At 62.0% G+C, this 25,856-nt stretch carries 24 protein-coding genes; 11 read left to right on the forward strand and 13 right to left on the reverse strand.

The window, feature by feature from the left end:
• Window positions 1–76: 76 nt before the first annotated feature.
• Complete coding sequence (locus HBR93_RS05340) at window positions 77–352, reverse strand: polyhydroxyalkanoic acid system family protein (protein ID WP_038445377.1); 276 nt, start codon at window positions 350–352, stop codon at window positions 77–79.
• A gap of 155 nt (window positions 353–507) precedes the next feature.
• Between HBR93_RS05340 and ubiE the strand changes: the two genes are divergently transcribed.
• The 11 genes from ubiE (at window position 508) to HBR93_RS05395 (ending at window position 10,640) form a co-directional block, all read left to right on the forward strand.
• Window positions 508–1,278: a bifunctional demethylmenaquinone methyltransferase/2-methoxy-6-polyprenyl-1,4-benzoquinol methylase UbiE gene (ubiE, locus tag HBR93_RS05345; RefSeq protein ID WP_003209306.1), complete on the forward strand. Its 771-nt coding sequence runs from the start codon at window positions 508–510 to the stop codon at window positions 1,276–1,278.
• Window positions 1,278–1,901 (forward strand): SCP2 sterol-binding domain-containing protein, encoded by a 624-nt coding sequence (locus HBR93_RS05350; protein ID WP_169959926.1) that lies wholly within the window; start codon window positions 1,278–1,280, stop codon window positions 1,899–1,901. The genes ubiE and HBR93_RS05350 overlap by 1 nt, the downstream gene beginning before the upstream one ends.
• The gene (ubiB, locus tag HBR93_RS05355; protein ID WP_057958067.1) at window positions 1,898–3,502 is read left to right on the forward strand and encodes a ubiquinone biosynthesis regulatory protein kinase UbiB; all 1,605 of its coding nucleotides are present in this window, start codon (window positions 1,898–1,900) and stop codon (window positions 3,500–3,502) included. The genes HBR93_RS05350 and ubiB overlap by 4 nt, the downstream gene beginning before the upstream one ends.
• A gap of 64 nt (window positions 3,503–3,566) precedes the next feature.
• A complete protein-coding gene (gene hisI / locus HBR93_RS05360) occupies window positions 3,567–3,959 on the forward strand; it encodes a phosphoribosyl-AMP cyclohydrolase (protein WP_169959927.1) in 393 nt (130 codons plus the stop codon).
• Window positions 3,960–3,961: 2 nt separating this feature from the next.
• On the forward strand, window positions 3,962–4,294 hold the full coding sequence (locus HBR93_RS05365) for a phosphoribosyl-ATP diphosphatase (RefSeq protein WP_029295998.1): 333 nt from the start codon (window positions 3,962–3,964) through the stop codon (window positions 4,292–4,294).
• 27 nt (window positions 4,295–4,321) lie between these two features.
• Window positions 4,322–4,600, forward strand: a complete 279-nt coding sequence (locus tag HBR93_RS05370) for a twin-arginine translocase TatA/TatE family subunit (RefSeq protein ID WP_038445371.1) — start codon at window positions 4,322–4,324, stop codon at window positions 4,598–4,600.
• Window positions 4,601–4,610: 10 nt separating this feature from the next.
• The gene (tatB, locus tag HBR93_RS05375) at window positions 4,611–5,018 is read left to right on the forward strand and encodes a Sec-independent protein translocase protein TatB (protein ID WP_169959928.1); all 408 of its coding nucleotides are present in this window, start codon (window positions 4,611–4,613) and stop codon (window positions 5,016–5,018) included.
• The gene (gene tatC / locus HBR93_RS05380; RefSeq protein ID WP_029295992.1) at window positions 5,015–5,806 is read left to right on the forward strand and encodes a twin-arginine translocase subunit TatC; all 792 of its coding nucleotides are present in this window, start codon (window positions 5,015–5,017) and stop codon (window positions 5,804–5,806) included. Before tatB ends, tatC begins: the two co-directional genes overlap by 4 nt.
• A complete protein-coding gene (locus tag HBR93_RS05385; RefSeq protein ID WP_169959929.1) occupies window positions 5,803–6,510 on the forward strand; it encodes a 16S rRNA (uracil(1498)-N(3))-methyltransferase in 708 nt (235 codons plus the stop codon). The genes tatC and HBR93_RS05385 overlap by 4 nt, the downstream gene beginning before the upstream one ends.
• Window positions 6,511–6,629: 119 nt before the next feature.
• Window positions 6,630–8,546 (forward strand): methyl-accepting chemotaxis protein, encoded by a 1,917-nt coding sequence (locus tag HBR93_RS05390; RefSeq protein WP_169959930.1) that lies wholly within the window; start codon window positions 6,630–6,632, stop codon window positions 8,544–8,546.
• A gap of 186 nt (window positions 8,547–8,732) precedes the next feature.
• Complete coding sequence (locus HBR93_RS05395; protein ID WP_057437200.1) at window positions 8,733–10,640, forward strand: methyl-accepting chemotaxis protein; 1,908 nt, start codon at window positions 8,733–8,735, stop codon at window positions 10,638–10,640.
• 15 nt (window positions 10,641–10,655) lie between these two features.
• Here HBR93_RS05395 and HBR93_RS05400 read toward each other — a convergent pair whose 3' ends face one another.
• From HBR93_RS05400 to hutH, 12 genes are all read right to left on the reverse strand, one after another.
• Complete coding sequence (locus HBR93_RS05400; protein WP_057437198.1) at window positions 10,656–11,390, reverse strand: amino acid ABC transporter ATP-binding protein; 735 nt, start codon at window positions 11,388–11,390, stop codon at window positions 10,656–10,658.
• Complete coding sequence (locus tag HBR93_RS05405; protein ID WP_057958060.1) at window positions 11,383–12,342, reverse strand: amino acid ABC transporter permease; 960 nt, start codon at window positions 12,340–12,342, stop codon at window positions 11,383–11,385. Before HBR93_RS05405 ends, HBR93_RS05400 begins: the two co-directional genes overlap by 8 nt.
• A gap of 123 nt (window positions 12,343–12,465) precedes the next feature.
• Window positions 12,466–13,263: a transporter substrate-binding domain-containing protein gene (locus HBR93_RS05410; RefSeq protein WP_057437194.1), complete on the reverse strand. Its 798-nt coding sequence runs from the start codon at window positions 13,261–13,263 to the stop codon at window positions 12,466–12,468.
• A 222-nt stretch (window positions 13,264–13,485) separates the two neighbouring features.
• On the reverse strand, window positions 13,486–14,286 hold the full coding sequence (locus HBR93_RS05415) for a transporter substrate-binding domain-containing protein (protein ID WP_169959931.1): 801 nt from the start codon (window positions 14,284–14,286) through the stop codon (window positions 13,486–13,488).
• A gap of 228 nt (window positions 14,287–14,514) precedes the next feature.
• Window positions 14,515–17,085, reverse strand: coding sequence for a glucans biosynthesis glucosyltransferase MdoH (gene mdoH, locus HBR93_RS05420; RefSeq protein ID WP_057437190.1), 2,571 nt, complete (start codon window positions 17,083–17,085; stop codon window positions 14,515–14,517).
• Window positions 17,078–18,814 carry a glucan biosynthesis protein G gene (locus HBR93_RS05425; RefSeq protein ID WP_273506459.1) on the reverse strand — a complete coding sequence of 579 codons (1,737 nt, stop codon included), beginning with the start codon at window positions 18,812–18,814 and terminating at the stop codon, window positions 17,078–17,080. The genes mdoH and HBR93_RS05425 overlap by 8 nt, the downstream gene beginning before the upstream one ends.
• A 267-nt stretch (window positions 18,815–19,081) precedes the next feature.
• Window positions 19,082–19,519 (reverse strand): D-aminoacyl-tRNA deacylase, encoded by a 438-nt coding sequence (gene dtd, locus HBR93_RS05430; RefSeq protein WP_115127190.1) that lies wholly within the window; start codon window positions 19,517–19,519, stop codon window positions 19,082–19,084.
• The gene (pip, locus tag HBR93_RS05435) at window positions 19,516–20,487 is read right to left on the reverse strand and encodes a prolyl aminopeptidase (protein WP_169959933.1); all 972 of its coding nucleotides are present in this window, start codon (window positions 20,485–20,487) and stop codon (window positions 19,516–19,518) included. The genes dtd and pip overlap by 4 nt, the downstream gene beginning before the upstream one ends.
• Before the next feature lie 268 nt (window positions 20,488–20,755).
• Window positions 20,756–21,556 (reverse strand): N-formylglutamate deformylase, encoded by an 801-nt coding sequence (hutG, locus tag HBR93_RS05440; RefSeq protein WP_169959934.1) that lies wholly within the window; start codon window positions 21,554–21,556, stop codon window positions 20,756–20,758.
• Between the two features lie 29 nt (window positions 21,557–21,585).
• Window positions 21,586–22,791, reverse strand: a complete 1,206-nt coding sequence (gene hutI / locus HBR93_RS05445) for an imidazolonepropionase (protein WP_169959935.1) — start codon at window positions 22,789–22,791, stop codon at window positions 21,586–21,588.
• Between the two features lie 15 nt (window positions 22,792–22,806).
• A complete protein-coding gene (locus HBR93_RS05450; RefSeq protein WP_057437175.1) occupies window positions 22,807–24,216 on the reverse strand; it encodes an amino acid permease in 1,410 nt (469 codons plus the stop codon).
• A 92-nt stretch (window positions 24,217–24,308) separates the two neighbouring features.
• Window positions 24,309–25,847 (reverse strand): histidine ammonia-lyase, encoded by a 1,539-nt coding sequence (hutH, locus tag HBR93_RS05455; protein ID WP_115127187.1) that lies wholly within the window; start codon window positions 25,845–25,847, stop codon window positions 24,309–24,311.
• Between the last annotated feature and the right edge of the window lie 9 nt (window positions 25,848–25,856).

Below are 25,856 nucleotides of genomic sequence, written 5' to 3' on the forward strand. Positions count from 1 at the left end.
GTAGGGAGAAAAATTAGAATCGGCACCCTAAGAACGGCGCAATCGACCGGCACCCAATGCGGCGCGCGGTCGCAGATCAGGCCAGGGCCTTATCCAGGGCCTTCTCGATTTCGGACTTGATAGTGCCACTCATGGCCGACATCAACAGACCCAGTTCCACGTCGATCCGTAACGAATCCTCGGCCACTTTCAGTGTGCCTTTGACGCCGGAACGCTTGAGGTTCAACGTGTCGCCAGACCAAGACGGCTCCAGGCCATATTGTTCCTTGAGTTTATGTGCCAACTTCTCGGCTTTCGCCCTGGCAGCTTCCTTACCCAGTGCGTGGGCACGTTCAATCTGAATGCGGGCCATTTGAATGACTCCTCGTTATAAAGACGTATTGAGCACCCTACTCACCCGCCATGCGGCAAAAGGTCTCGGTGGCCACCCATCTTACCTTCAGCCTTGCCAAGACAAAGCATGCCTTGGGGATTAGAATGCCCCCATTCTCTTTTGGTGACAGCGATATGACTGATCAGCGCAAAGGCAGCGATGCCGAACCCACCACTCACTTCGGCTTCAAGAACGTCCCGGAAAGCCAGAAAGCGGAAAAAGTCGCTGAGGTGTTCCACTCCGTGGCCGCCAAGTACGACCTGATGAACGACGTGCTGTCGGGTGGCATGCACCGCCTGTGGAAACGCTTCACCATCGAATTGTCGGGCGTGCGCACCGGCAACCGGGTGCTGGATATCGCTGGCGGCACCGGCGACCTGGCGGCCAAGTTCTCCAAGCTGGTTGGCCCCACCGGCCAGGTGGTATTGGCCGACATCAACGGCTCGATGCTCAAGGTCGGCCGCGACCGCCTGCTGGACAAGGGCGTGGCGGGCAATATCGAGTTCGTCCAGGCCGACGCAGAAAAGCTGCCGTTCCCCGACAACCATTTCGACTGCGTGACCATTGCCTTCGGTCTGCGCAACGTGACCCACAAGGAAGACGCCCTGCGCTCGATGCTGCGGGTGCTCAAGCCGGGCGGGCGCCTGCTGGTGCTGGAGTTCTCCAAGCCGACCAACGCGCTGATGTCCAAGGTCTACGACACCTACTCATTCGCCTTTATGCCGCTGATGGGCAAGCTGATCACCAATGACGCCGAGAGCTATCGCTACCTGGCCGAGTCGATCCGCATGCACCCCAACCAGGAAACCCTGAAGTCGATGATGGTCGAGGCCGGTTTCGACCGCGTGACCTATCACAACATGACCTCGGGCATCGTTGCCCTGCATCGCGGCATCAAGCCCTGATGTTGTTCACCGGCCTTCTCGCCAGCGTCGAACACGGCCTCAACCGTGTCCTGCGCCTGGACAGCACCGCCCTGGCGCGGCTGGCGCACTTGAACGGCAAGATCATTGCCGTCGATTGCAGCAGCCCGGCCTTGCAGCTGTTTATCCTGCCCAGCGATGAAGGCCTGATGCTCGCCGCGCACTGGGCCGCCGATGCCGACTGCACCCTGCGTGCGCCAGCGGCGAGCCTGCTGCGCCTGGCTTTGAGCCGCGACAAGACTGCAATCCTGCACGGCCCCGATGTGACCCTTGAAGGCGACAGCGCGGTGCTGATGGACCTCGCCGCGGTGCTGCAAGACCTTGATCTGGACTGGGAATACGAGCTGTCGCGCTGGCTCGGCCCGGTGGCCACCCAGTTGATCGGCGGGCACCTGCGCAGCCGTTCGCGCTGGTACCAGCAGGGTTTCGTCAGCCTCAATCAGAACCTCGCCGAATACCTGAGCGAAGAATCGCGCACCCTCGTCGGGCAACGGGAAGCCGAAGCGCGCTTTCGTGAACTCGACCAGGCCAAACTCGACCTGGAACGGCTTGAGGCGCGCTTCGAGCGCCTGAGCCGCTCCCTTGATCCAAGCGATAACGCATGAAGCTGCTCGCCGTCCGCCGTTTGTTCCGAATCCAACGCGTCGTCATTCGCTATCGCCTCGATGACCTGCTGTTCGCCCTGCCGCTGCCGTGGTTCCTGCTGGCGGTGCGCTATGTACTGCCGTGGCGCTGGTTCCCGCGCAAGACCCTGGACCTGAGCCGTGGCGCGCGCCTGCGCCTGGCACTGCAGGACCTGGGGCCGATCTTCATCAAGTTCGGGCAGATCCTGTCGACCCGCCGCGACCTGTTGCCCGAAGACATCGCCGACGAGCTGATGCTGTTGCAGGACCGCGTGCCACCGTTCGACTCCCAGCAGTCGATGAAGCTGATCGAAGAACAGCTGGGCAAGAAAATCAGCGAAGTGTTCAGCCGTTTCGATGTCGAGCCCCTGGCCTCGGCCTCGGTCGCCCAGGTGCACGCCGCACAGCTGAAAACCGGCGAAGAAGTGGTGGTCAAGGTGATCCGCCCCGGCCTCAAGCCGATCATCGGCCAGGACCTGGCGTGGCTGTTCATTCTGGCCCGCGCCGCCGAGCGTTTCTCTGCCGATGCACGCCTGCTGCACCCGGTGGACGTGGTCGCCGACTACGAAAAAACCATCTACGACGAACTCGACCTGTTGCGCGAAGCGGCCAACGCCAGCCAGCTCAAGCGCAACTTCGAAGGCTCGACGATGCTGTATGTGCCGCAGGTCTATTGGGACTGGTGCCGGCCAAAGGTGCTGGTGATGGAGCGCATCTACGGCGTGCAAGTCACCGACCTGGCGACCCTGGCCGACCAGCGCACCGATATGAAAATGCTCGCCGAGCGTGGCGTGGAAATCTTCTTCACCCAGGTGTTCCGCGACAGCTTCTTCCACGCCGACATGCACCCCGGCAATATTTTCGTCAGCACGGTGAACCCGTGGAGCCCGCAGTACATCGCGATCGACTGCGGCATCGTCGGCAGCCTCACGCCCGAGGACCAGGACTACCTGGCGCGCAACCTGTTTGCCTTCTTCAAGCGTGATTACCGGCGCGTGGCACAGTTGCACATCGACTCGGGCTGGGTGCCGGCCGAGACCAAGCTCAATGAATTCGAAGCGGCGATCCGCACCGTGTGCGAGCCGATCTTCGAAAAACCGTTAAAAGATATTTCATTCGGCCAGGTGCTGATGCGTCTGTTCCAGACTGCGCGGCGCTTCAATATGGAAGTGCAGCCGCAGTTGGTGCTGCTGCAAAAGACCTTGCTCAACATTGAAGGCCTGGGCCGCCAGCTGTACCCGGACCTGGACCTGTGGAACACCGCGCAACCGTTCCTCGAACGCTGGATGCGCGAGCGGGTCAGCCCGAAAACCCTGCTGGGCAACCTGCAAAGCCAGGTCGAGCAACTGCCGCACCTGGCCAACATGACCCGCGACCTGCTGGAGCGCATGTCCCAGCCCCACGCCAAGGACCCGGCGCCGCCGTGGCACCAGCGCAAGGACGACTGGTTCCTGCGCCTGCTCGGCGCGGCGCACCTGGGCGGTGGCGCGGTGCTTGCCGCCGGTGGACCGTTGAACGAGCTGGGCCATTGGCCGGCCGGGATCATGGTCGCCGTGGGCCTTTATCTGGTCGTGCGTCGATAGGTCGACCGGTTATACACTGTTGCACATTGCCGGGGCGGGTCGCGCACGGCTGTCGGAGTCGAAGATGAAAGACTGGCTGGACGAGATCAAATGGGACAGTGACGGCCTGGTGCCAGCCATTGCCCAGGACCACAAGACCGGGCGCATCCTGATGATGGCCTGGATGAACCGCGAGGCCCTGAGCCTGACTGCCGCCGAGCAGCGTGCCATCTACTGGTCACGTTCCCGTGGCAAACTGTGGCGCAAGGGCGAAGAGTCCGGGCATGTGCAAAAACTGCACGAAATGCGCCTGGACTGCGACGCCGACGTGATCGTTCTGATGGTCGAGCAGATCGGCGACATCGCCTGTCATACCGGCCGCCACAGCTGCTTCTACCGGGTGTTCGAGAACGACGCGTGGAAAACCGTCGAGCCCGTACTCAAAGACCCGCACGCCATTTACTCGGCAGGACATTGAACATGAGCGATACCCTGAACCGTGTGGCCCAGGTGCTGGAGGACCGCAAAGGTGCGGACGCCGACAGCTCCTATGTCGCCAGCCTGTACCACAAGGGCCTGAACAAGATTCTGGAAAAACTCGGCGAGGAATCTGTCGAGACCATCATCGCCGCCAAGGATGCCGAGATCAGCGGCGATTACAGCGATGTCATCTATGAGACTGCCGACTTGTGGTTCCATAGCCTGGTCATGCTCGCCCAACTGGGGCAGCATCCACAGGCCGTGCTGGATGAACTGGACCGTCGCTTCGGCTTGTCCGGGCACGCCGAAAAGGCCTCGCGCCCGTCCGCCTGAATAACTTTCTGACTGAGGAATTGCAGCATGGGCATTTTTGACTGGAAACACTGGATCGTTATTCTCGTGGTAGTCGTCCTGGTGTTCGGTACCAAGAAACTGAAGAACCTGGGCACCGACGTCGGCGAGTCCATCAAGGGCTTTCGCAAGGCCATGAACGACGACGAAAAACCGGCCGATACCGGCGCCAACCCGGTCCCGCCGGCGCAGCCTGTACACCCCCAGGCAGCCCAGCCGATCACCGAGCGCCGTACCTTCGACGTGCAGGCCGAGAAAGTCGAAGAGCCGTCCCGCAAAGACTCGTGAGCACTGACTAATGTTTGGTATCAGCTTCTCTGAACTGCTGCTCGTCGGCCTTGTTGCCCTGTTGGTGCTGGGGCCTGAACGCCTGCCCGGCGCCGCACGCACGGCCGGCCTGTGGGTCGGGCGCCTGAAACGCAGTTTCAACGCCATCAAACAGGAAGTTGAACGGGAAATCGGCGCCGACGAGATTCGTCGGCAGCTGCACAACGAACATATTCTGTCCCTGGAGCAGGAGGCGCGCAAAATTCTCACGCCCCAGCAACAGGCGCCGACACCGCTTGAACCGGTGGCCGAGCAGAGCATTGCACCGATGGCCGAGACGGCCCCGATCGCCACGCCCGCTCCTCCAGCAGAGCCCGCGCCGACGCCCGCCGCGTCGCCCGCGCCCCACGACCCTACATTGCCGCCGCGAGCCCCATGAGCGCTGATAAACCGGAAAACGACCAGCATATGCCGCTGGTCTCGCACCTCACCGAGTTGCGCACCCGCTTGCTGCGGTGTGTTGCGGCGATCTTTGTGATCTTTGCCGGGCTGTTTGCCTTTACCCAGCAGATCTACACCTTCGTCTCGACACCGCTGCGCGAGTACCTGCCGGTGGGCGCGACGATGATCGCCACCGACGTGTCCTCGCCGTTCCTCACGCCGCTCAAGCTGACGATGATGGTGTCGCTGTTCCTGGCGATCCCGGTGATCTTGCACCAGATCTGGGGGTTTATCGCGCCCGGCCTGTACAAGCATGAAAAGCGCATTGCCGTGCCCCTGCTGGTGTCGAGCATCATGCTGTTCTACACCGGCATGGCGTTCGCCTACTTCCTGGTGTTCCCGCTGATCTTCAAGTTCTTCGCCGCCGCCACCCCGGCCGGCGTGGAAATGATGACCGACATCACCAGCTACCTCGACTTCGTGATGACGCTGTTCTTCGCCTTTGGCGTGGCCTTCGAGATCCCGGTGGCGGTGGTGCTGCTGGTGTGGATCGGCGTGGTCGACGTGCAATACCTGCGCAAGATCCGCCCGTACGTGATCATCGGCTGCTTTGTGGTCGGCATGATCCTGACCCCACCGGATATCTTCTCGCAGACCTTGCTGGCCGTGCCGATGTGGATGCTGTTTGAAGTGGGCATCCTGTTTGGCAGTCTGGTGAGCAAGCGTGGCGAACACCCAGATGACCAACCTGCCGATGACGACCAGCCGCCAGCGACCCAACCGTGAACCTGTTGCTGCTGGAAGAGGCCGACTTTATCGCGGCCGACCGGGTGATCCTGCGGGATCGGCGCCTGGTGCATATGCAGGAGGTGCATCGTGCGGCGGTCGGCGACAGCCTGCGCGTCGGGCGCATTGGCGGGCTGATGGGCAATGCCAAGCTATTGCGCCTGGAGTCGGGTGAAGCCGAGCTGCAAATCAGCCTCGACCAGCCGCCACCGGCCAAATTGCCACTGACCCTGCTGCTGGCCCTGCCCCGCCCGAAAATGCTGCGTCGGGTACTACAGACCATGGCGTCCATGGGTGTGCCACGGGTGGTCCTGGTCAACAGTTATCGGGTCGAGAAAAGCTTCTGGCAAACCCCATTCCTGGAGCCAGAAGCCGTGCGCGAACAACTGATCCTCGGCCTGGAACAGGCGCGGGATACCGTCTTACCCGAGATCATCATCGAAAAGCGCTTCAAGCCCTTCGTCGAAGACCGTCTGCCGGCCCTGGCCCAGGGCACTCTCGGCCTGGTCGGGCATCCCGGCGACTACCCGTCCTGCCCCCGCGGGCTGGATGAGCCGGTGACCCTGGCCATCGGCCCCGAAGGTGGCTGGATTCCCTACGAAGTGGACTTGCTGGCCAAGGCCGGCTTGCAGCCGGTGCAACTGGGCGCGCGGATCCTGCGTGTGGAAACTGCCGTTACCGCGCTGCTCGCTCGCCTCTTCTGATTCCGCCCCTCCAAACACCACAAAGCCAGCTCCCACAGGGCTTTGTGTCGCTACAGAATCGCGTTTGCATGCCGATATCCTCAGGATAAGTCCAAGCCTTGTTCAGGGGAGTCCACCGCATGTACCGTTGGTTAGCTGAAAAACTGGGGAATGTAAGCGTCAATCGTAAGCTGAGCGTGGGGTTTGGCCTGGTATTGCTTCTCACCCTTCTAATCACCTTCACCGGCTGGACAGGCCTGAGTGGCGTGATCAGCCGTGGCGATAAGCTGGGCTTTATTTCCAGCCTCAATGAGCTGACCAAAGACCTGCGCCAGGCGCGCCTGGACTATGAAATGCGCCGTGGCGAACAAGGCCCCGGGCTGGTCAACGAGTTGATGGAGAAACTCGACAGCGGCCTGAAAACCGCCCGCAGCCAGATCGAGCAACCGGCAGACGTCGCCTTGATCGACGAGCAGTTGGCCGCGGTTGCCAAGTATCGGCAATCCTTCAGCGCCATGGTCCAGGCCGGCGCCCAACGCGAAGATGCCCGCAGCAAACTCGGCGCTACCGCCGACAACGCCGTCGCACGCATCGCGGAGATCGAAAAAGTCCTGCTGCAAGGTGACAGCGTCACCCAGTTCAACAGCGTGATCGAGCTGAGCAAGCTGATTCAGCAAGCGCGCTTCCAAGTGCGTGGCTACACCTACAGCGCCAAGGTCGAAGCTGAGCAGCCGGCGCTGGAGGCCATCGCCAATGCCCTGAAGAGCGCCGACAGCCTGCGCAGCCAACTGCCTGAGCAGTACGGCGCCAACCTGCAAGAGGCCAGCGACTCCCTCAAGGCTTATCTCGCCGCCGTCAGCCAGTTCCGCGACTCCCAGGTCGCCAGCGCCGCGGCGCTCAAGGCCATGGCTGAGCAAGGCGACCTGCTGTTTGACCGCAGCAAGAAACTGACTGCCTCACAAACCGTGATCCGCGACAACGATGCCGCTCAAGCCAAGTTCCTGTTGATGCTGGCCACCGCCCTGGCACTGTTCTGCGGCATCGTCGCGGCCTTGGCGATTACCCGGCAGATCGTGATCCCACTGGGCCAGACCCTCAAGGTCGCCGAGCGCATCGCCGCCGGCGACCTGACCCACGACCTGGTTTCGCAACGCCAGGACGAACTGGGCCAACTGCAACGCGCCATGCAAAGCATGACCATGGGCCTGCGCGATCTGATCGGCGGGATCAGTGATGGCGTGACGCAAATCGCCAGCGCCGCCGAGCAGCTATCGGCCGTTACCGAGCAGACCAGCGCCGGGGTCAACAATCAGAAGGTCGAGACTGACCAGGTCGCCACTGCGATGAACGAAATGGCCGCCACCGTGCAGGAAGTGGCGCGCAATGCCGAGGAAGCCTCGGAAGCCGCCGTCGCCGCCGACCAGCAGGCCCGCGAAGGTGACAGGGTCGTCGGTGAGGCCATCGCCCAGATCGAGCGCCTGGCCGGCGAAGTCGGTAACTCCACCGAGGCCATGGGCCACCTCAAGCGCGAAAGCGACAAGATCGGCAGCGTACTGGACGTGATCAAGTCCGTGGCCCAGCAAACCAACCTGCTGGCCCTTAACGCGGCCATTGAAGCCGCACGCGCCGGGGAAGCCGGCCGTGGCTTCGCGGTGGTGGCCGATGAGGTGCGCAGCCTGGCGCAACGCACCCAGAAGTCCACCGAGGAAATCGAAGAGCTGATCGTCGGCCTGCAAAGTGGCACCCAACAGGTGGCGACCATCATGGACAGCAGCCGCAGCCTCACCGACAGCAGCGTCGAGCTGACACGCCGGGCCGGCAATGCCCTGGAAAACATCACCCGCACGGTCTCGGCCATCCAGGCCATGAACCAGCAGATCGCCACCGCTGCCGAGCAACAGAGCGCCGTGGCCGAAGAGATCAACCGCAGCGTGCTGAATGTACGCGATGTGTCCGAACAGACCGCAGCGGCCAGTGAAGAGACCGCCGCCTCCAGTACCGAACTGGCGCGCCTGGGTTCCCATCTGCAGGCGTTGGTCGGGCGCTTCCGGGTCTGACACCTCCCCTTCGCGGCGACCCGTCCGGGTCGCCGCATGCAGCTTGTGAAATTTCCTACATGTTTTTCAGGCTCTGATCGGTACGCCTGGCGCCCAAGGGAACTAGCGTTCAATGGGTTCACTGTGTCCACGCCCCTCGGCGTCCCGGCACGTTGATTTCCTTTGTGCACTTGCCGGAGGTTGGCCATGCTTCGTCGAATGACTCAACTGCTGGGTAACGCCAGCGTCACCCTCAAACTGGTCCTGGGTTTTGCCTTGGTGCTGGCCCTGAGCCTTGTGATTGCCCTGACTGGCTGGCAGGCCCTCGCCGCCTCGCTCTACCGCTCACAGACCCTAACCGTTCTCGCCCAACTGGCGGTCGCCGGCGAGGAGCTAAGGGCCGACCGCATCGTCTACCGCACCCTGGACGACGAGGCCAGCCTTGGCAAACTGAGCCAGTCCATGGAGAAGATCGACGGATATCTGGCCGAGCTTGCACAACGTCTGAAAGCGCCGAAACCCCAGCAGTATTTGCAAAGCATGGGGAACCTCTCCGAGCATTTCAAAACGACGCTCAAGGATGTCCCCGCACGGGTCAAACAACGGGAAACCGCCCGTGAGCAGCTCAAACAGAGCTCTGTGCGCACCAGTGACGTCCTCGCGCAATTGGCCAGCGACCTGCCGGACCAGGAAGACGAAAAAGCCCTCGATGCCGTCGAAAGCCTGCGCCTGGCCATCGAACAGGCCGAAGACCGCGCCCTGAGCCCGGCCTGGGCCGCCAGCAGCCTGGATGTCTATACCCAGGAGGTCAACGACGCAGAACGCAGCCTCGAACTCGCCCAGTCGGCCGTGGAGAGGCTACCCGTGGACAGCAGCGCATTGAAAAATGCCGTACTCAACATTCGCACGCACCTGACACGCCTGCGGGACACCCAACTGACGACCGAAACCGCGCAAAACCAGCTCGAGCAGCAGTTGGACCAGCTACTGGCACAAAGCGACCTGCTTACTCAGGACCAGACTCAGCGCCGTGACCGGGAAGCCGAACAAGCCCGCACCCAGACCCTGGCCATTACCGGGGCGGCCCTGCTGTTCGGCGCCCTCGCCGCCTGGATAATCTCCGGGCAGATCGTCAAACCATTGCGCAGGGCGCTCACAGTGGCCAATCGCATTGCCGAGGGCGACTTGAGCCACGATGTGCAGACCCAGCGCCGTGATGAACTGGGCCAGTTGCAATGCAGCATGGCGCGAATGACCCTGAACCTGCGGGGGCTGATTGGCAGCATCAGCGACAATGCCCGGCAAATCGCCAGCGCCGCCGAGGAGCTTTCGGCCGTTACCGAGCAAACCCGGGCCGGCGTCAGCAATCAGCGCGACGAAACCGAGCAGGTGGCGACCGCCATGAACCAGATGCTCGCCACTGCCCAGGAGGTCGCCCGGCACGCCGAACAGGCCTCGATCGCCGCCACCCAGGCCAATCAGCAGACCGAACTGGGCGACCAGGTGGTAGCCGATGCGGTGGCACACATAGAACACCTCGCCCACGAAATGGCACGTTCAAGCCAGGCCATGCTGGGCCTGCAGCGGGAAAGTCAGAAGATCGGCAGTGTGCTGGAGGTGATCAAGTCGGTGTCCCAGCAGACCAACCTGCTGGCGCTCAATGCGGCAATCGAGGCCGCACGTGCCGGTGAGGCCGGCCAAGGGTTTGCGGTGGTGGCCGACGAAGTACGCAGCCTCGCCCAGCGTACCCAGCAGTCCGCTGAGGAAATCGAAGAGCTGATTGGCGGGTTGCACAGCGGCACGCAACAGGTCGCCGATATCATGGACAACAGCCGCACCTTGACCGACCGCAGCGTCGGCCTGACCCGCAACGCCGGCGACGCCCTGACGGAAATCGCGCGCACCGTGCTGGTCATCCAGGAAATGAATCCACAGATCGCCGCCGCTGCCGAACAGCAAAGTGCGGTGGCCGAGGAGATTAACCGCAGCGTGTTGAAAGTCCGGGATGTGTCGGAGCAAACCGCCGCTGCCAGTGAACAGACAGCGGCGGCGAGTATCGAATTGGCACGCCTGGGCACGGACCTTCAGCAGTACGTGGGCAAGTTCAAGGTATGAACCTGCCCCTGGGCTTTACAGAACCTGGCGCAAGAACGCTTGTGCCCGTGGGTCCTTCGGCGCATCGAAGAACTGCGCGGGCGCAGCATCTTCCAACAGTTTGCCGTGATCGAAAAACAGCACACGGTCCGCCACTTCCCGGGCAAAGCCCATTTCGTGGGTCACGCAGACCATGGTCATACCTTCCAGGGCCAGGGTCTTCATGACGTCCAGCACTTCGCCGACCATTTCCGGGTCCAGCGCCGAGGTGGGCTCGTCAAACAGCATGACCTTGGGCTCCATGGCCAACGCCCGGGCAATCGCCACACGCTGTTGCTGGCCGCCGGAGAGCCGTGAAGGAAACTCGTTGGCTTTCTGCGCAATGCCGACCTTTTCCAGCAAGGCCAGGGCCTTGGCCTCGCGCTCTTTCTTGCCGCGCTTGCGCACGACTTTCTGCGCCAGGCACAGGTTTTCCAGCACGGTCATGTGCGGGAACAGGTTGAAGTGCTGGAACACCATGCCGACTTCCCGGCGATAGGCGTTCACATCGGTCTTGGGGTCGGCCAGTTGCAGGCCGTCGATGCTCACCGAGCCCGAGTCGAACTCCTCCAGGCCGTTGAGGCAGCGCAGGAACGTCGATTTGCCGGAACCGGACGGACCGATCACCACCAGCACTTCGCCCTTGGCCACCTGGGTGGTGACGTGATCCACCGCGCGCACCACGTGCCCACGGGTGTCGAAGACTTTTACCAGATCGCGGACTTCAATCACTTTGGGCGAGCCTCCGCTCAAGCCGGCTGGCCATTTTCGACAGCGGCAGGTTGATCAGCAGGTACAGGCCTGCGACACAGAACAGGATTTCAAACGGCGAAAACGAGGTGGTGATGACTTCACGGCCGCTTTTGAGCAGCTCGGTGATAGCGATCACCGACACCAGCGAGGTGTCCTTGACCAGGCTGATAAATTGCCCGGCCAACGGCGGCAGCACGCGCTTGAAGGCTTGCGGCAATACCACGTGGCGCATCGACTGGCTGGCACTCAGCCCCAGGGAACGGGCCGCTTCGCCTTGGCCACGGGCAATCGACTGCACGCCCGCGCGCACGATTTCCGCCACGTAGGCGCCGGTAAACAGCGACAGCGCGGCGATACCGGCGAACTCACGCGACAGGTTCAGCACCGTGCCGATAAAGAAGTAGAAAATGAAGATCTGTACCAATAGCGGCGTGCCACGCACCAGTTCGACGTAGATCGTCGACAGATCGCGCAAGGTCGGGTTATTCGACAACCGACACAAACCGGTCGCCAGGCCGATGAACAGGCCCAATACCCCCGAAACCAAGGACAGCCACAGGGTGGTCCACAAGCCCCACATCAACGGGCCCAACGCCCAATGCCGGGTCACACCGATCACATCGCCTTCGGCCACATCGTCGCCACGGGCTACTTGCAGGCTGTTTTCGGCCACCGTCAGGTGCTGCTCGGCGCCTGCGTCGTTACGCAGGGTGACTTCAGCCACGTCGCCCTTGCGCACCAACTCGACCACCGTGGAAATATCCGCCGCGCGCTTGGACTCTTCGGCCTGGTAGGCAAAGTATTGCGGCACACGGTTCCAGCGCCATTCGTAGGACATCAGCGAGGTGGCGTAGTACAACGCGCCGGCCATGCCGACCAGCACCAGCACGGTCAGCAGGTGCCAGGGCCATTGGGCTTTTTTCTGTTTCATTGCGAGTTCCGGGAGGTGTATCGGCTGTCAGGCCGCCATCGCGGGCAAGCCCGCTCCCACCTTGGAATGCACTCCAGCTGTGGGGGCGGGCTTGCCCGCGATGGGCGCGACGCGGTTGCTAGCTTATTCCATGTCCTTGAGCCACTCGGAGCTCTTGAACCACTTGTCATGGATGCGATCGTAGGTGCCGTCGTGCTTGATCTGGTGCAGGAAGTTGTTGATGAAGTTGATGCTGTCGTAGTCGCCCTTCTTCAAGCCGAATGCCAGAGGCTCATAGGTGAAGGGTTCTTCGAGGTATACCAGCTTGCCGTTGCCGACTTTTTTCTCGGCCACCACGTTGTACGGCGCGTCGTAGACAAAGGCGTCGGCCTTGCCGTTGACCACGTCAAGCACACCTTCCTGCTCGTTGTCGTAGCCGTGGTACTTGGCCTTGGAGATCAGCTTCTTGGCCACCATCTCGCCGGTGGTGCCGAGCTTGGAGGTCAGACGGTACTTTTCGTCGTTCAGGTCTTTGTAGGACTTGATAGTGCCTTCCAGTTCCTTGCGGATCAGCAGGGTCTGGCCCACCACGATGAACGGTTCGCTGAAGTTCAGGCGCAGGTTGCGCTCCTGGGTCAGGGTCATGCCGCTGCCGATCATGTCGAACTTGCCGGTCAGGAACGCCGGGATGATCCCGTCGTAACCGGTGGAGACCAGTTCCAGCTTGACCCCCATGGACTTGGCTAGCGCCTTGAGCAGGTCGACTTCAAAACCAATGATTTCGCCGCGCTTGTTGGTCATCTCGAACGGCATGTAGGTCGGATCCATGCCGACTTTCAAGGTGCCGCGCTTGACCGCTTCGTCAATCGCCCCGGCCTGGGCCGTATTGACCGCCAGCAGGGCCGTCACGCCGAGCATCAGCATCGAAAGATACTTTTTCATCACCAAGTCCCCTGACTCATTTTATTTTGATGCGGGCCCCAGCAGGGCTGCACTATTTCTTCGGGGAGCGATGCTAACCCACTCGCCCACTGGCACAAAGGTCTAGCCGGGATTTGTTGGCTGATATGACAGAAAAACCCTACAAAAACCCGGAGAAAGCGCAGTTAGAGAGCTTGCCCTACTGGGCGCCCCCTGTATGAGTTATGTAAGCAGTTGTGACCGTCATTCGATCTCCGACAGCCAGTCCGTGTCCCGGAACCACTTGTCATGCAGCCGATCGTAGGTGCCGTCCTGGGCAATCTGATTAAGGAAGTGATTGATCCAGTTCAGGCTGTCGTAGTCGCCCTTCTTCAGCCCAAACGCCAGGGGTTCGTAGGTGAAGGGTTGCTCCAGGGCCAGCAGTTTTCGGTTTTGTGGCTTGGCCAGGGCGATCAGGTTATAGGGCGCATCATGGATAAACGCATCAACCCCACCGCTGACCACCTGGCGGACGCCTTCCTCCGCCGTGGCAACGCTCTGCAGTTGCGCAGCCCCCAGGAAGCGCCGCGCCGCCACTTCGCCCGTGGTGCCATCCGCCGCCGCAATCCGGTAGCCGGCTTCGTTCAAGTCTTCAATGCTGCTGACTTTGCCGGCCAGGCGCGGGTGAAGCAGCACGGTCTGGCCGACAATGATGAATGAATCACTGAAGTTGAGTTTGAGGTTGCGCTCCTGGGTCACGGTCATGCCACTGCCGATCAGGTCGAACCGGCCGGCCAGCAGGCCCGGGATCAGTTCGGTATAAGCAACCGGAACCCATTCCAGGGTCACCCCCAGGGCTTTGCCCATTTCTTCAAGCAGGTCTGCTTCGAAGCCGATGACCCGCCCCTGTTTGTCAGTCATTTCGAAAGGCACATAGTTGGGATCCGTCCCCACCTTCAAGACCCCGCGCCGCACGGCCTCATCAATCGCGCCTGCGTGTGCCATCTGCAGCTGTACCAACGCGACAATGCCCAGCAGCAGCATCGACCAGTAACCCTTGATCATGAAAAGCCCCTTTTCATTACACAGCCGCACACCGGGCGTTGCGGGTTTAGCGCAAACCAGAGGCGGTCGATTCAGATTTGGGGGGCGATGCTAACCCACCGGCAGGCAGGGCAATACGCCTTGAACCAGGGTCTTTTGTATCGAAGTTAGAAGGGTGAAGCAGAAGCGACAAGCGCTGTAGGAGAGGCGTATCAAGCGCCCCCGAGACAGGTCTCGGGGGCGTCTGAATCAGGCAGGTTGCGCCTGGGATGACAGCGGTTGCAGCGGCAGCAACGGCGCATGGGGGTCGGCCTTGACCGACTCGCGCCAGGCACCCAGCCATTCGGCATGCCCCTCGCTCCAGACTTGCTCATGCAGGCGTGCCAGGGCCACCGGGTCGCTGAGCAACGCCACGCGCTCGTTGTTGTTCAGGCCGGCAGGGCCGACTTTCAACGCATGCCGCACACGCTCGATACGCAGCCACTCGATCGGCTCTGCCTGACCATGTCGGGACGTTGCCAGGGCACAGGCCAGGGCATTCTGTTGCGGATCGACCACTGCCCGGATAAACCCGTCATTGAGTGCATGCCAACGGTTTTCGTGGGTATAGCGGTCGGTCGACAGCAGCGCCTGCGGCGGATTGTATTCCTCGGGGATCAGGAACAGGCTTTCGTCGCGGGACTTGAGGCCCAGATTGACCCGGCTGGAGATCACCGACACCGGGATCGACAGCATCAGCGAACCGACAATCGGCACCAGCCACCACAGGAAACTGGGGTTCAACCACACCACCAGCAGCGCCCAGAAGAAGCCCAGCAAGGTCTGCGGACCGTGGCGCTTGACCGCCTCGCTCCAGGGCGTGGAGTCGTCGTCACGTTGCGGCGAGTTCCAGGTCGCGGCCCAGCCGAGGAACGCAGCGAGCACGAAACGGGTGTGGAAAATCATCCGTACCGGCGCCAGCAGCATGGAGAACAACATCTCCAGGAGCATCGACAAGGTCACCTTGAACTTGCCACCGAACTCTTTCGCGCCCTTGGCCCAGATCAGGATGATGCTCAGCAATTTAGGCAGGAACAGCAGCACGATGGTGGTGGAGAACAGCGCCACCGCCTTGTCCGGATGCCATTGTGGCCACAGCGGGTACAACTGGCGCGGCGCCATGAAGTACTGCGGCTCCATCAGGGTGTTGACCGCCAGCAGGGCCGTGGACAGCACCAGGAACAGGAACCACAACGGTGCCGACAGGTACGACATCACGCCAGTGAGGAACACCGCACGGTGCACCGGGTGCATGCCCTTGACCAGGAACAGGCGGAAGTTCATCAGGTTACCGTGGCACCAGCGACGGTCACGCTTGAGCTCGTCCAGCAGGTTGGGCGGCAGTTCTTCGTAGCTGCCCGGCAAGTCGTAGGCAATCCACACGCCCCAGCCGGCACGGCGCATCAGCGCAGCTTCAACGAAGTCGTGGGAAAGAATCGAACCGGCGAACGCACCTTTGCCGGGCAACGGCGCCAGGGCGCAGTGCTCGATAAACGGCTTCATGCGGATGATCGCGTTGTGGCCCCAGTAGTGGGATTCGCCCAACTGCCAGAAGTGCAGGCCGGCGGTGAACAGCGGGCCGTAGACGCGGGTGGCGAACTGCTGCATGCGTGCATACAGGGTGTCCATGCCCGAGGCACGTGGCGCGGTCTGGATGATCCCGGCGTCCGGCGTGGCTTCCATCAGGCGCACCAGGCTGGTCAGGCATTCGCCGCTCATCACGCTGTCGGCGTCGAGGACCACCATGTACTTGTAGTCACCGCCCCAGCGACGGCAGAAGTCGTCGAGGTTGCCGCTCTTGCGTTTGACGCGACGGCGACGGCGACGATAGAAAATCTTGCCAAAGCCACCGGCTTCGCGGCACACGTCGAGCCAGGCTTGCTGTTCGGCGATGCAGATATCAGCGTCGTTACTGTCACTGAGCACGAAGAAATCGAAGCGGTCCAGATCGCCAGTGGCAGCGACCGACTCAAAGGTCGCACGCAAGCCGGCAAACACCCGGGGCACGTCTTCGTTGCAGATCGGCATCACCAGCGCGGTACGGGCCTCTTTCGGGATCGGCTCGTCGCCGGCGCTTTTGCCGGAGATCCGGTACTTGTCGTGACCGGTAAGCAGTTCAAGGAAGCCCATCAGCGCGGTCCAGAAACCTGCCGAAACCCAGCAGAACAGAATCCCGAACATGATCAGGATGCTGGTTTGCAGGGCGTAGGGCAGGACCTGGGTAGCGGTTTGCAGCAGGGTCTGGTTGCGCACCTCGTCAAAGTCGACGAAGGACCAGCCCTGGTAAGGCATGATGCCTTTCATGTACCAGCCGGCCACAATCGTCTGGCCGAGCATCAGCACCAGCAGGATATAGCGGCGGATCGAACCGACCGTGCGCCAGCGCGCAGCCGGCAGCACGCGCTCGTCTTTCGGCGGCGCAGGAGGGTTGCTGCGGCCGGTCAGCCGGCGCCAGCCACGCACCAGGATATTGGTGCGCCAAGGCTCGGGCACCACTTTGGTACGGCGGATCGGCGGCGTGGCCTTGAGGCAAACCCGACCGCTGGCGTCGAGCACCAGCATTTCGGCTTCCTCTAGCTCCTCGGCAGTGTTGAGGGTCAGCCGACGGCCAACCGACGCCTGCGCGGCGTCCACCGGTGCGTCAAAGGTCGACGACGACAGGCGCTCGTGCAGTTCGGAGAAGGACTTGCAGCCCGCCAGTTCGGCGCGCTGCTCGTCGGTCATCGGAAGATGCGCCAGGTACTCGGCAAGAGTCTCTGGCTGGACTTGAGAGTTACTCATCGGCAGGCAACTGATTGCTCCAGGTTTCGGTCAGGACTTGTTCTGTCTTGACTGGCTCCGGAGTGGCTGGGGCAGCTTCTGGCTGCTTGTCTTGCTTGTCCTTGGCGTCTTTCTTGGCCTGTTTCTCGTGTTGCTTGGCCAAGACTTTGTCAGCCTTCAGGACTTGGGTGGAAGCCTGCTCTGGCTCAGGCTTGACGATGTCCTGGACCAGGGCCGCACGCATTTCGGTCGGCTTGCCTGCATCCTTGATCTTCAAGCGCAGGGTCAGGCGCCAGCCTTTGGTGTGCGGGTTGTAGCGCACGCTGTTTTCCACGACTTCGCCGTTTTCGCCGACGCTGACCTGGCTGCGCACCGCCGCATCGGGCTTCAGGGCCTTGAGGGACGGGCCTTCGAAGTCCACCAGATAGGCCACGCTGCCGTCTGGCTGGCGGATCAGGTTGGACTGTTTCACATCACCGGTAGAACGCAGGGTCTGTTTGACCCAGGCACTGTCCGGCGAGTGGAACGGTGCATCGTTGAGAGTCCAGTGCAGACGGTAGGCGATATCCAGCGGCTCGCCGGGCTTAGGCAGTTCGGCCGGGCTCCAGAAGGCAACGATGTTGTCGTTGGTTTCATCGGCGGTCGGAATCTCTACCAGATCCACGGAACCCTTGCCCCAGTCGCCTTCAGGCTCGATCCAGGCGCTTGGGCGCTTGTCGTAGTTGTCGTCGAGGTCTTCGTACTGGCTGAAGTTGCGACCACGCTGCAACAGGCCGAAACCACGTGGGTTTTCTACCGAGAAGTTGCTGACCGACAGGTGTTTTGGGTTGTTCAGCGGGCGCCAGATCCACTCGCCGTTACCGGCATGGATCGACAGGCCGCTGGAGTCGTGCAGTTCACGACGGTAGTTGAGCACTTTGGACGGCTGGTTGGCGCCGAACAGGAACATGCTGGTCAGCGGGGCAACGCCCAGCTTGCTGACCTTGTCACGCAGGAACATCTGCGACTTGACGTCGACAATGGTGTCGGTGCCCGGGCGCAGGATCAGGCGGTAGGCGCCAGTGGCCCGCGGCGAATCCAGCAAGGCGAAGATCACCAGGTGCTTGTCGCCCGGCTTTGGACGCTCGATCCAGAACTCGGTGAAACGCGGGAACTCTTCGCCGGACGGCAGCGCGGTATCAATCGCCATGCCACGGGCGGACAGGCCATAGACCTGGTCCTTGCCCACGACGCGGAAATAGCTGGCGCCGAGCATGGTCATGATTTCGTCTTGCTTGTCGTCCTTGTTGATCGGGTACAGCACGCGAAAGCCGGCATAACCCAGCTGATCGGTGGCTTTAGGATCAAACTTGACGTCGCCGAAATCGAAACGAGTCGGGTCGTACTTGATTTCCTGGACGTCGGTCGCGGTGATTTCGTTGATCTTCACCGGCGTGTCGAAGTGCATGCCCTGGTGATAGAAGGACAGCTTGAACGGAGTTTTCTGCTCGGCCCACTCGGCTTTTTCATTGCGGAAACGAATTTTCTGGTAGTCAGCGAACTTCATTTCGCGGAATTCGTTCGGCAGATTGCTGCGCGGGGCTTCGTATTTCTGCCCGGCCAGCTCTTTTGCCTTGGCCGACACATCGTCCAGGCTGAATGCCCACAGTTGACCCGCGCCGAACAGGCAAAACAGGGCGGAGCCCGTCACCAGTGCGTTTCGTAACCGTTTGGCAGACAATTTTGGTGCATTACAGGGACTAACAATCACGAGCAACCCTCGCCGAAAACAGATCAAAAAACCAACGGCCAGCTATCTATATGCCAGGTTGGCGAGCATTGTTCCGACTCCGATGGGGCTAAATGATTCCCCAAGGGCGACCGGACAAGTCTCTACCTAAATCAAAAATGGACCAATTTACGCTGATCCCCGTAGCGCGCGATTATCTAGTAGCCCGTGAGATAACGCAGCAGGGTCAGCCAAGTATTTGTAGCGAAAACTTGCGTTTTTGCGCATTAAAAGTCGTTTTTCATACAATCAGGTCTGTAAAAGGAAGGTGACCGGCCCGTCATTGACCAAATGCACCTGCATATCCGCGCCAAAACGCCCCGACGCCACCGTGCCATGCAATTGTTGCGCTTGTGACAACAAGTGCTCGAAAAGCGCCTCGCCCAACGCCGGTGGCGCCGCGGTGGAGAAGCTGGGACGCAGGCCGCTTTTGGTATCGGCTGCCAGGGTGAACTGGGACACCAGCAGCAAACCACCGCCAATGTCCTTCAACGACAGGTTCATCTTGCCCTCGTCGTCACTGAACACCCGGTAGTTAAGCAGCTTATGCAACAACTTGTCGGCACTGGCGGCGGTATCTGAAGGTTCAACGGCCACCAGTACCAGCAAACCCTGGTCTATCGCGCCCACCACTTGCCCCGCCACCTCGACCCGGGCGCCACGCACCCGTTGCAAAAGGCCCTTCATGCTTCCTCAGGGGGCAGATCAAGCAGGCGTCGTGCCATCTCGCCCGCCGCACGCACCAGCGCATCGGTGATGCCCGGCTCGGACGCCGCGTGGCCCGCCTCGCGGATCACCTGCAACTCACTGTTCGGCCAGGCCTGGTGCAGCTCCCAGGCATTATCCAGCGGGCAGATCATATCGTAGCGGCCATGCACGATGATCCCCGGCAGATGGGCGATCTTGTGCATATCGCGAATCAGCTGGTTGGGCTCCAGGAACGAGTTATTGGTGAAGTAGTGGCACTCGATACGCGCAATCGACAAGGCGCGCTGGGGCTCGGAGAAGCGCTCGATCAACTGCGGGCTGGGGCACAGGCCGAGCATACGGCCTTCCCAGGTGGACCAGGCCTTGGCGGCATGCATCTGGGCGATCTGGTCATTGCCGGTCAGACGCTTGTGGTAGGCGTTGATCATGTCGTGGCGCTCTTCCACCGGGATTGGCGCGATGTAGTCCTGCCAGTAGTCCGGGAACAGGCGGCTCGCGCCGGCCTGGTAGAACCACTGGATATCCTGGGGGCGGGCCAGGAAGATGCCGCGCACAATCAGGCCAAGCACGCGATCAGGGTGGGTTTGTGCATAGGCCAGGGCGAGGGTCGAGCCCCAGGAACCACCGAACAGCACCCATTTTTCAATCCCCAGGTGCTCGCGAATGCGCTCAAGGTCGGCAACCAGGTCCCAGGTGGTGTTGTTTTCCAGGCTGGCCCGCGGAGTGGAGCGCCCGCAGCCGCGCTGGTCAAAGGTGACGATGCGGTACAGGTTCGGATCGAAATAGCAGCGGCTATTGGCATCGCAGCCGGCGCCGGGACCGCCATGGATGAAGACCACGGGCAAACCTTGCGGGGAACCACTTTCGTCGACATACAGCGTGTGGGTTTCATCGACGGCCAGATCGTGCCGGACGTAGGGTTTGATCTGCGGGTACAAAGTCTGCATTGCGCGCTCCGTAAGGGGTCGGGTCCATCCCTGGGGGGACGTCTATTATTTTGCCGTCTGGCATCATAAACCCGAATTGTGCAATGAGCATGTCCTTGAGGACTTAGACCTGTGTCAGTGATCAGCCAGGAAGGTTCGCGCACCACGTGTGGGAGCGGGCTTGCTCGCGATAGCGGCGGATCAGTCGACATATTGGGAACTGACAGACCGCCATCGCGGCGATGCGGCGACCTGACAAGCCCGCTCCCACATTTTGATCCTCGTTGACTCAGGTGTAGTGCTTCTGGCCCCACGCCAAGAACCCTTCCAGCAACTGCCTCAACACCACCCGCGTCGGCTCGGCCAGATCCTGTCGATACCTGAACGGCTCAAACTCCTCCATGTACGTGCACTGCCCCAACTCCAACTGCACCGCATGAATATCCTGCGCCGGGTTGCCGTAGTGCCGGGTGATATGCCCGCCCTTGAAGCGCCCGTTCAGCACATGGCTGTAGTGCGGATGCGCCGCGCAGATGGCTTCCAACTGGCTGGCCAACTGGGGGTCGCAGGCGGCGCCGTTGAAGGTACCGAGGTTGAAGTCCGGTAGCTTGCCGTCGAACAGGTGTGGGATCACCGAGCGGATCGAGTGGGCGTCGAACAGCAGCGCGTAGCCGAATTCGGCCTTGAGCCGCGCCAGTTCCTGTTGCAGGGTCTGGTGATAAGGCGTCCAGATCTGCTCCAGATAGGTCGCCCGCTCCGCCTTCGACGGCTCCTTGCCTTCACTAAACAACGGCACGCCATCAAACAGCGTCGCGGGAAACAGGCCGGTGGTCGCCCCGGCATACAGCGGCTTGTCGTCCGACGGCCGGTTCAAGTCGATGACAAACCGCGAATACTCGGCCGCCAGGGTGCTGGCCCCCAGCTCTGCAGCAAAATCGTACAGCGTAGGGATATGCCAGTCGGTATCCGGCAGGCTTTGCGCCTCGGGGATCAGGCCCGCTGCAACCGCAGGCGTCAGGCGCAGGCCGGCGTGGGGCATGCTGATCAGCAGCGGTGTGCGGCCTTGTTTGAAGTTCAGAACCTTATCCACAGCAGTACTCCTTACTCACAAAGGCAACCTTACACATCGACGTCGACGCCATGGCGCACGACGCGTTTATCCAACTCGCCACCCAGCCAGTAGGCCAGGTCGGCGGGGCGGTCGATCTGCCAGGCGACAAAATCCGCGACCTTGCCCACTTCCAGCGAGCCATGGGTGTCGCCCATGCCCAACGCCGTGGCGGCATGCCGGGTAACACCGGCCAGGGCTTCTTCCGGGGTCATGCGGAACAAGGTGCAGGCCATGTTCAGCATCAGCCGCACGGACAAGGCCGGCGAGGTGCCGGGGTTGAGGTCGCTGGCAATGGCGATCTTCACCCCGTGCTTGCGCAAGGCGTCCATCGGCGGCAACTGGGTTTCGCGCAAAAAGTAGAACGCGCCCGGTAGCAACACGGCAACAGTACCGGCGGCGGCCATGGCGATGGCGTCTTCTTCGGTCATGAACTCCAGGTGATCCGCCGACAGCGCCTGATACCGCGCCGCCAGGCTGGAGCCGTGCAGCGACGACAGTTGCTCGGCGTGCAGCTTTACCGGCAAACCCAAGCGCTGCGCGACCTTGAATACGCGCTCTACCTGCTCGGTGGAAAACGCCAGGTATTCGCAGAACGCATCCACTGCGTCCACCAACCCTTCTGCTGCCAGGGTCGGCAGCATCTCGTTGCAGATGTGCTCGATGTAGTCGTCGGCGCGATCCTTGTACTCCGGCGGCAACCCATGGGCCGCCAGGCACGTGGCGCGCACGCTGACCGGCAACTCCTGGCCCAGGCGCCGGGCCACCCGCAGCATCTTGCGCTCGTTGGCCAGGTCCAGACCGTAGCCGGACTTGATCTCCACCGTGGTCACGCCATCGCGCAACAAACTGCGCAGGCGCTTGCGGCTGCTGTCGAACAGCTCGTCCTCGGTCGCCGCACGCGTGGCACGAACGGTGCTGGCAATGCCGCCGCCGGCCGCCGCGATCTCGGCGTAGCTCACGCCTTGCAGGCGCTGCTCGAATTCGCCGCTGCGGTTGCCGCCAAATACCGTGTGGGTATGGCAGTCGATCAGCCCCGGCGTGACCCACGCCCCTTGCAAGTCATGGGTCTGCGCGTAGTCGCCAGGCGGCAGCTCGGCACGGGGACCGATCCACTCGATCAGCGAACCGGCCGTGACCATGGCGCCATCCTCGATGATCGAGTACTCGCCCCGGGCCATGGTTGCGATGTGGCAGTGTTGCCAAAGCGTTTTCATCAACGCCTCCCTAAGTTATCGGTGAGACAAAGCCGGGTCGTAATTGACCTTGGCCGCTTGCCCGGCTGCGGGCTTGACCCACAGCAGGTAGGCGAGGACCAGCAACACGATCCATACGGCGCCCACCAGCAGCGCGGCCTGGGTGTCCGGGAAGTAGCCCAGTACACCAAAAATAAACAGCATGAACACAATGGCCGCCGCCGGCGCATAGGGCCAGAACGGTACCGGGAATTTCAGTTCGGCGATCTGCGCCTTGGTCATCGAGCGGCGCATCGCCACCTGCGTGACCAGGATCATCAGCCACACCCACACGGTAGCGAAAGTGGCAATCGAGGCAATCACCAGGAATACGTTTTCCGGGATCAGGTAGTTCAACACCACGCCGCCCAGCAGCGCTGCGCCCATCACCACCACGGTCATCCACGGCACACCGTGGCGCGACAGTTGCGCAAAGCCCTTGGGCGCCTGCCCTTGCTGGGCCAGGCCGTACATCATGCGGCCGGCGCCGAAGATGTCACTGTTGATGGCCGAGACGGCCGCCGAGATCACCACGATATTGAGGATGGTCGCCGCCGAGCCAATCCCCAGGTTGCTGAAGATCTGCACGAATGGGCTGCCCTGGCTGCCGATCTGCGGCCACGGGTAGATGGCCATCAGCACAAACAGGGTCAGCACGTAGAACAGCAGGATGCGCAGCGGTACCGCGTTGATCGCCTTGGGGATCACCCGTTGCGGGTCCTTGGCTTCACCGGCAGTGATGCCGATGATCTCGATGCCGCCAAAGGCAAACATCACCACCGCAAACGAGGCGATCAGGCCGCCCAGGCCATTGGGCATGAAGCCACCATGGGCCCACAGGTTGCTCAACCCGCTGGCCGGTGCGTCAGCCGCCGAATGCACGCCGAACAGCATGATGCCGAACCCGCCAAGGATCATCGCGACAATCGCGCCGACCTTGAGCAACGACAGCCAGAACTCCATTTCGCCGAACACCTTGACGTTGCACAGGTTCAGCCCGCCGATCAGTAGGACGATGCCGAGCACCCAGACCCAGCGTGCAACCTCGGGAAACCAGAAGCCCATGTAGATGCCGAAGGCGGTGACGTCCGCCAGGCAGACGATGATCATTTCAAAAGCGTAGGTCCAACCGAGGATAAAACCGGCCATCGGGCCCAGGTAAGTGCTGGCGTACTGGCCGAACGAGCCGGACACCGGATTGTGCACGGCCATTTCGCCGAGGGCGCGCATCACCATAAACACGGCGGCGCCGCCGATCAGGTAGGCCAGCAACACCGCCGGGCCGGCCATTTGGATCGCCGAGGCAGAACCGTAGAACAGCCCGGTGCCGATCGCCGACCCCAGTGCCATGAAGCGAATATGACGGGCGGTCAGTCCGCGTTTGAGACCTTGTGCTTGCTGGTGCATTTCTCGTCCCTAATTATTGTTATCCAGAGAGAATCCGAACCTATGGGCGACCCCATGCGGGAGCCAGCTCCCACACAGGATCGGTGTGCTGCTTACAGGCTTGGCAGCAGCTTGGCCGGCACCAACTCGTTCAGGCAGCGGCTGGCCAACAGTTCGCTGGCGGCGTTGATATCCGGGGCGAAGAAGCGGTCCTTGTCGTAGAAGCCCACTTTGGCGCGCAGGATCCCACGGGCCTTTTCCAGCTTGGGCGAGGTTTTCAGGCCATCGCGCAGGTCCAGGCCCTGGCAGGCGGCCAGCCATTCCACTGCGAGCACCCCACGGGTATTTTCAGCCATTTCCCACAGGCGCTTGCCGGCAGCCGGCGCCATCGACACGTGGTCTTCCTGGTTGGCCGACGTCGGCAGGCTGTCGACGCTATGGGGATGGGACAACGCCTTGTTCTCGCTGGCCAACGCCGCTGCCGTCACCTGGGCAATCATGAAACCGGAGTTGACCCCGCCATTGCCCACCAGGAACGGCGGCAATTGCGACATGTGCTTGTCCATCATCAACGAGATACGGCGCTCGCTCAGGGAGCCGATTTCAGCAATGGCCAGGGCCATGTTGTCGGCGGCCATCGCCACCGGTTCGGCGTGGAAGTTACCGCCGGAGATCACATCGCCTTCGGCGGCGAATACCAGCGGGTTATCCGATACCGCGTTGGCTTCGACCACCAACACCTCGGCCGCCTGGCGGAACTGGGTCAGGCAGGCGCCCATGACTTGCGGCTGGCAGCGCAGGGAGTACGGGTCTTGCACTTTGTCGCAGTTCTGGTGGGACTGGGACACCTGGCTGCTTTCACCGAGCAGGTCGCGATAGGCGGCGGCCGAGTCGATCTGCCCACGCTGGCCACGGGCCGCATGGATGCGCGCGTCGAACGGCGAGCGCGAGCCCAGCACCGCTTCCACGGTCAGGCCGCCACAGGCGATGGCGGCGGCGAACAAGTCTTCGCCTTCGAACAAGCCACGCAGAGCATAGGCCGTGGAGACCTGGGTGCCGTTGAGCAGCGCCAGGCCTTCCTTGGCAGCCAGGGTCAGCGGCGTGAGGCCGGCGACTTTCAGCGCTTCGGTCGCCTCCAGCCACTCACCTTTGTAACGGGCCTTGCCTTCGCCCAGCAGCACCAGGGACATATGGGCCAGCGGCGCCAAGTCACCGGACGCGCCCACCGAGCCCTTGAGCGGGATATGCGGGTAGACCTCGGCGTTGATCAAGGCGATCAGCGCGTCGATCACCTGGCGGCGAATCCCGGAGAAGCCGCGGCTCAGGCTGTTGACCTTGAGCACCATCACCAAACGCACCAGCGCATCGCTGATCGGCTCGCCGACGCCGGCCGCGTGGGACAACACCAGGGAACGCTGGAGGTTTTCCAGGTCTTCGCTGGCGATACGGGTCGAGGCCAGCAGGCCGAAACCGGTGTTGATGCCATAGGCGGTGCGGTTCTCGGCGAGAATCTGCTCGACACAGGCCACACTGGCTTCGATCTGCGCCGAGGCGCTGTCATCCAGGCTGAGGGTTACCGGCTGCTGGTAGATGGCCCGCAGTTGGGCAAGGGTCAGTTGGCCTGGAATCAGATTTAGCGCAGTCACATTCATGCTCCTTTT

Origin of the sequence: Pseudomonas sp. WS 5411 (assembly GCF_012985595.1) — a bacterium.
In the GTDB taxonomy this organism is placed as follows: Bacteria; Pseudomonadota; Gammaproteobacteria; order Pseudomonadales; family Pseudomonadaceae; genus Aquipseudomonas; species Aquipseudomonas shahriarae.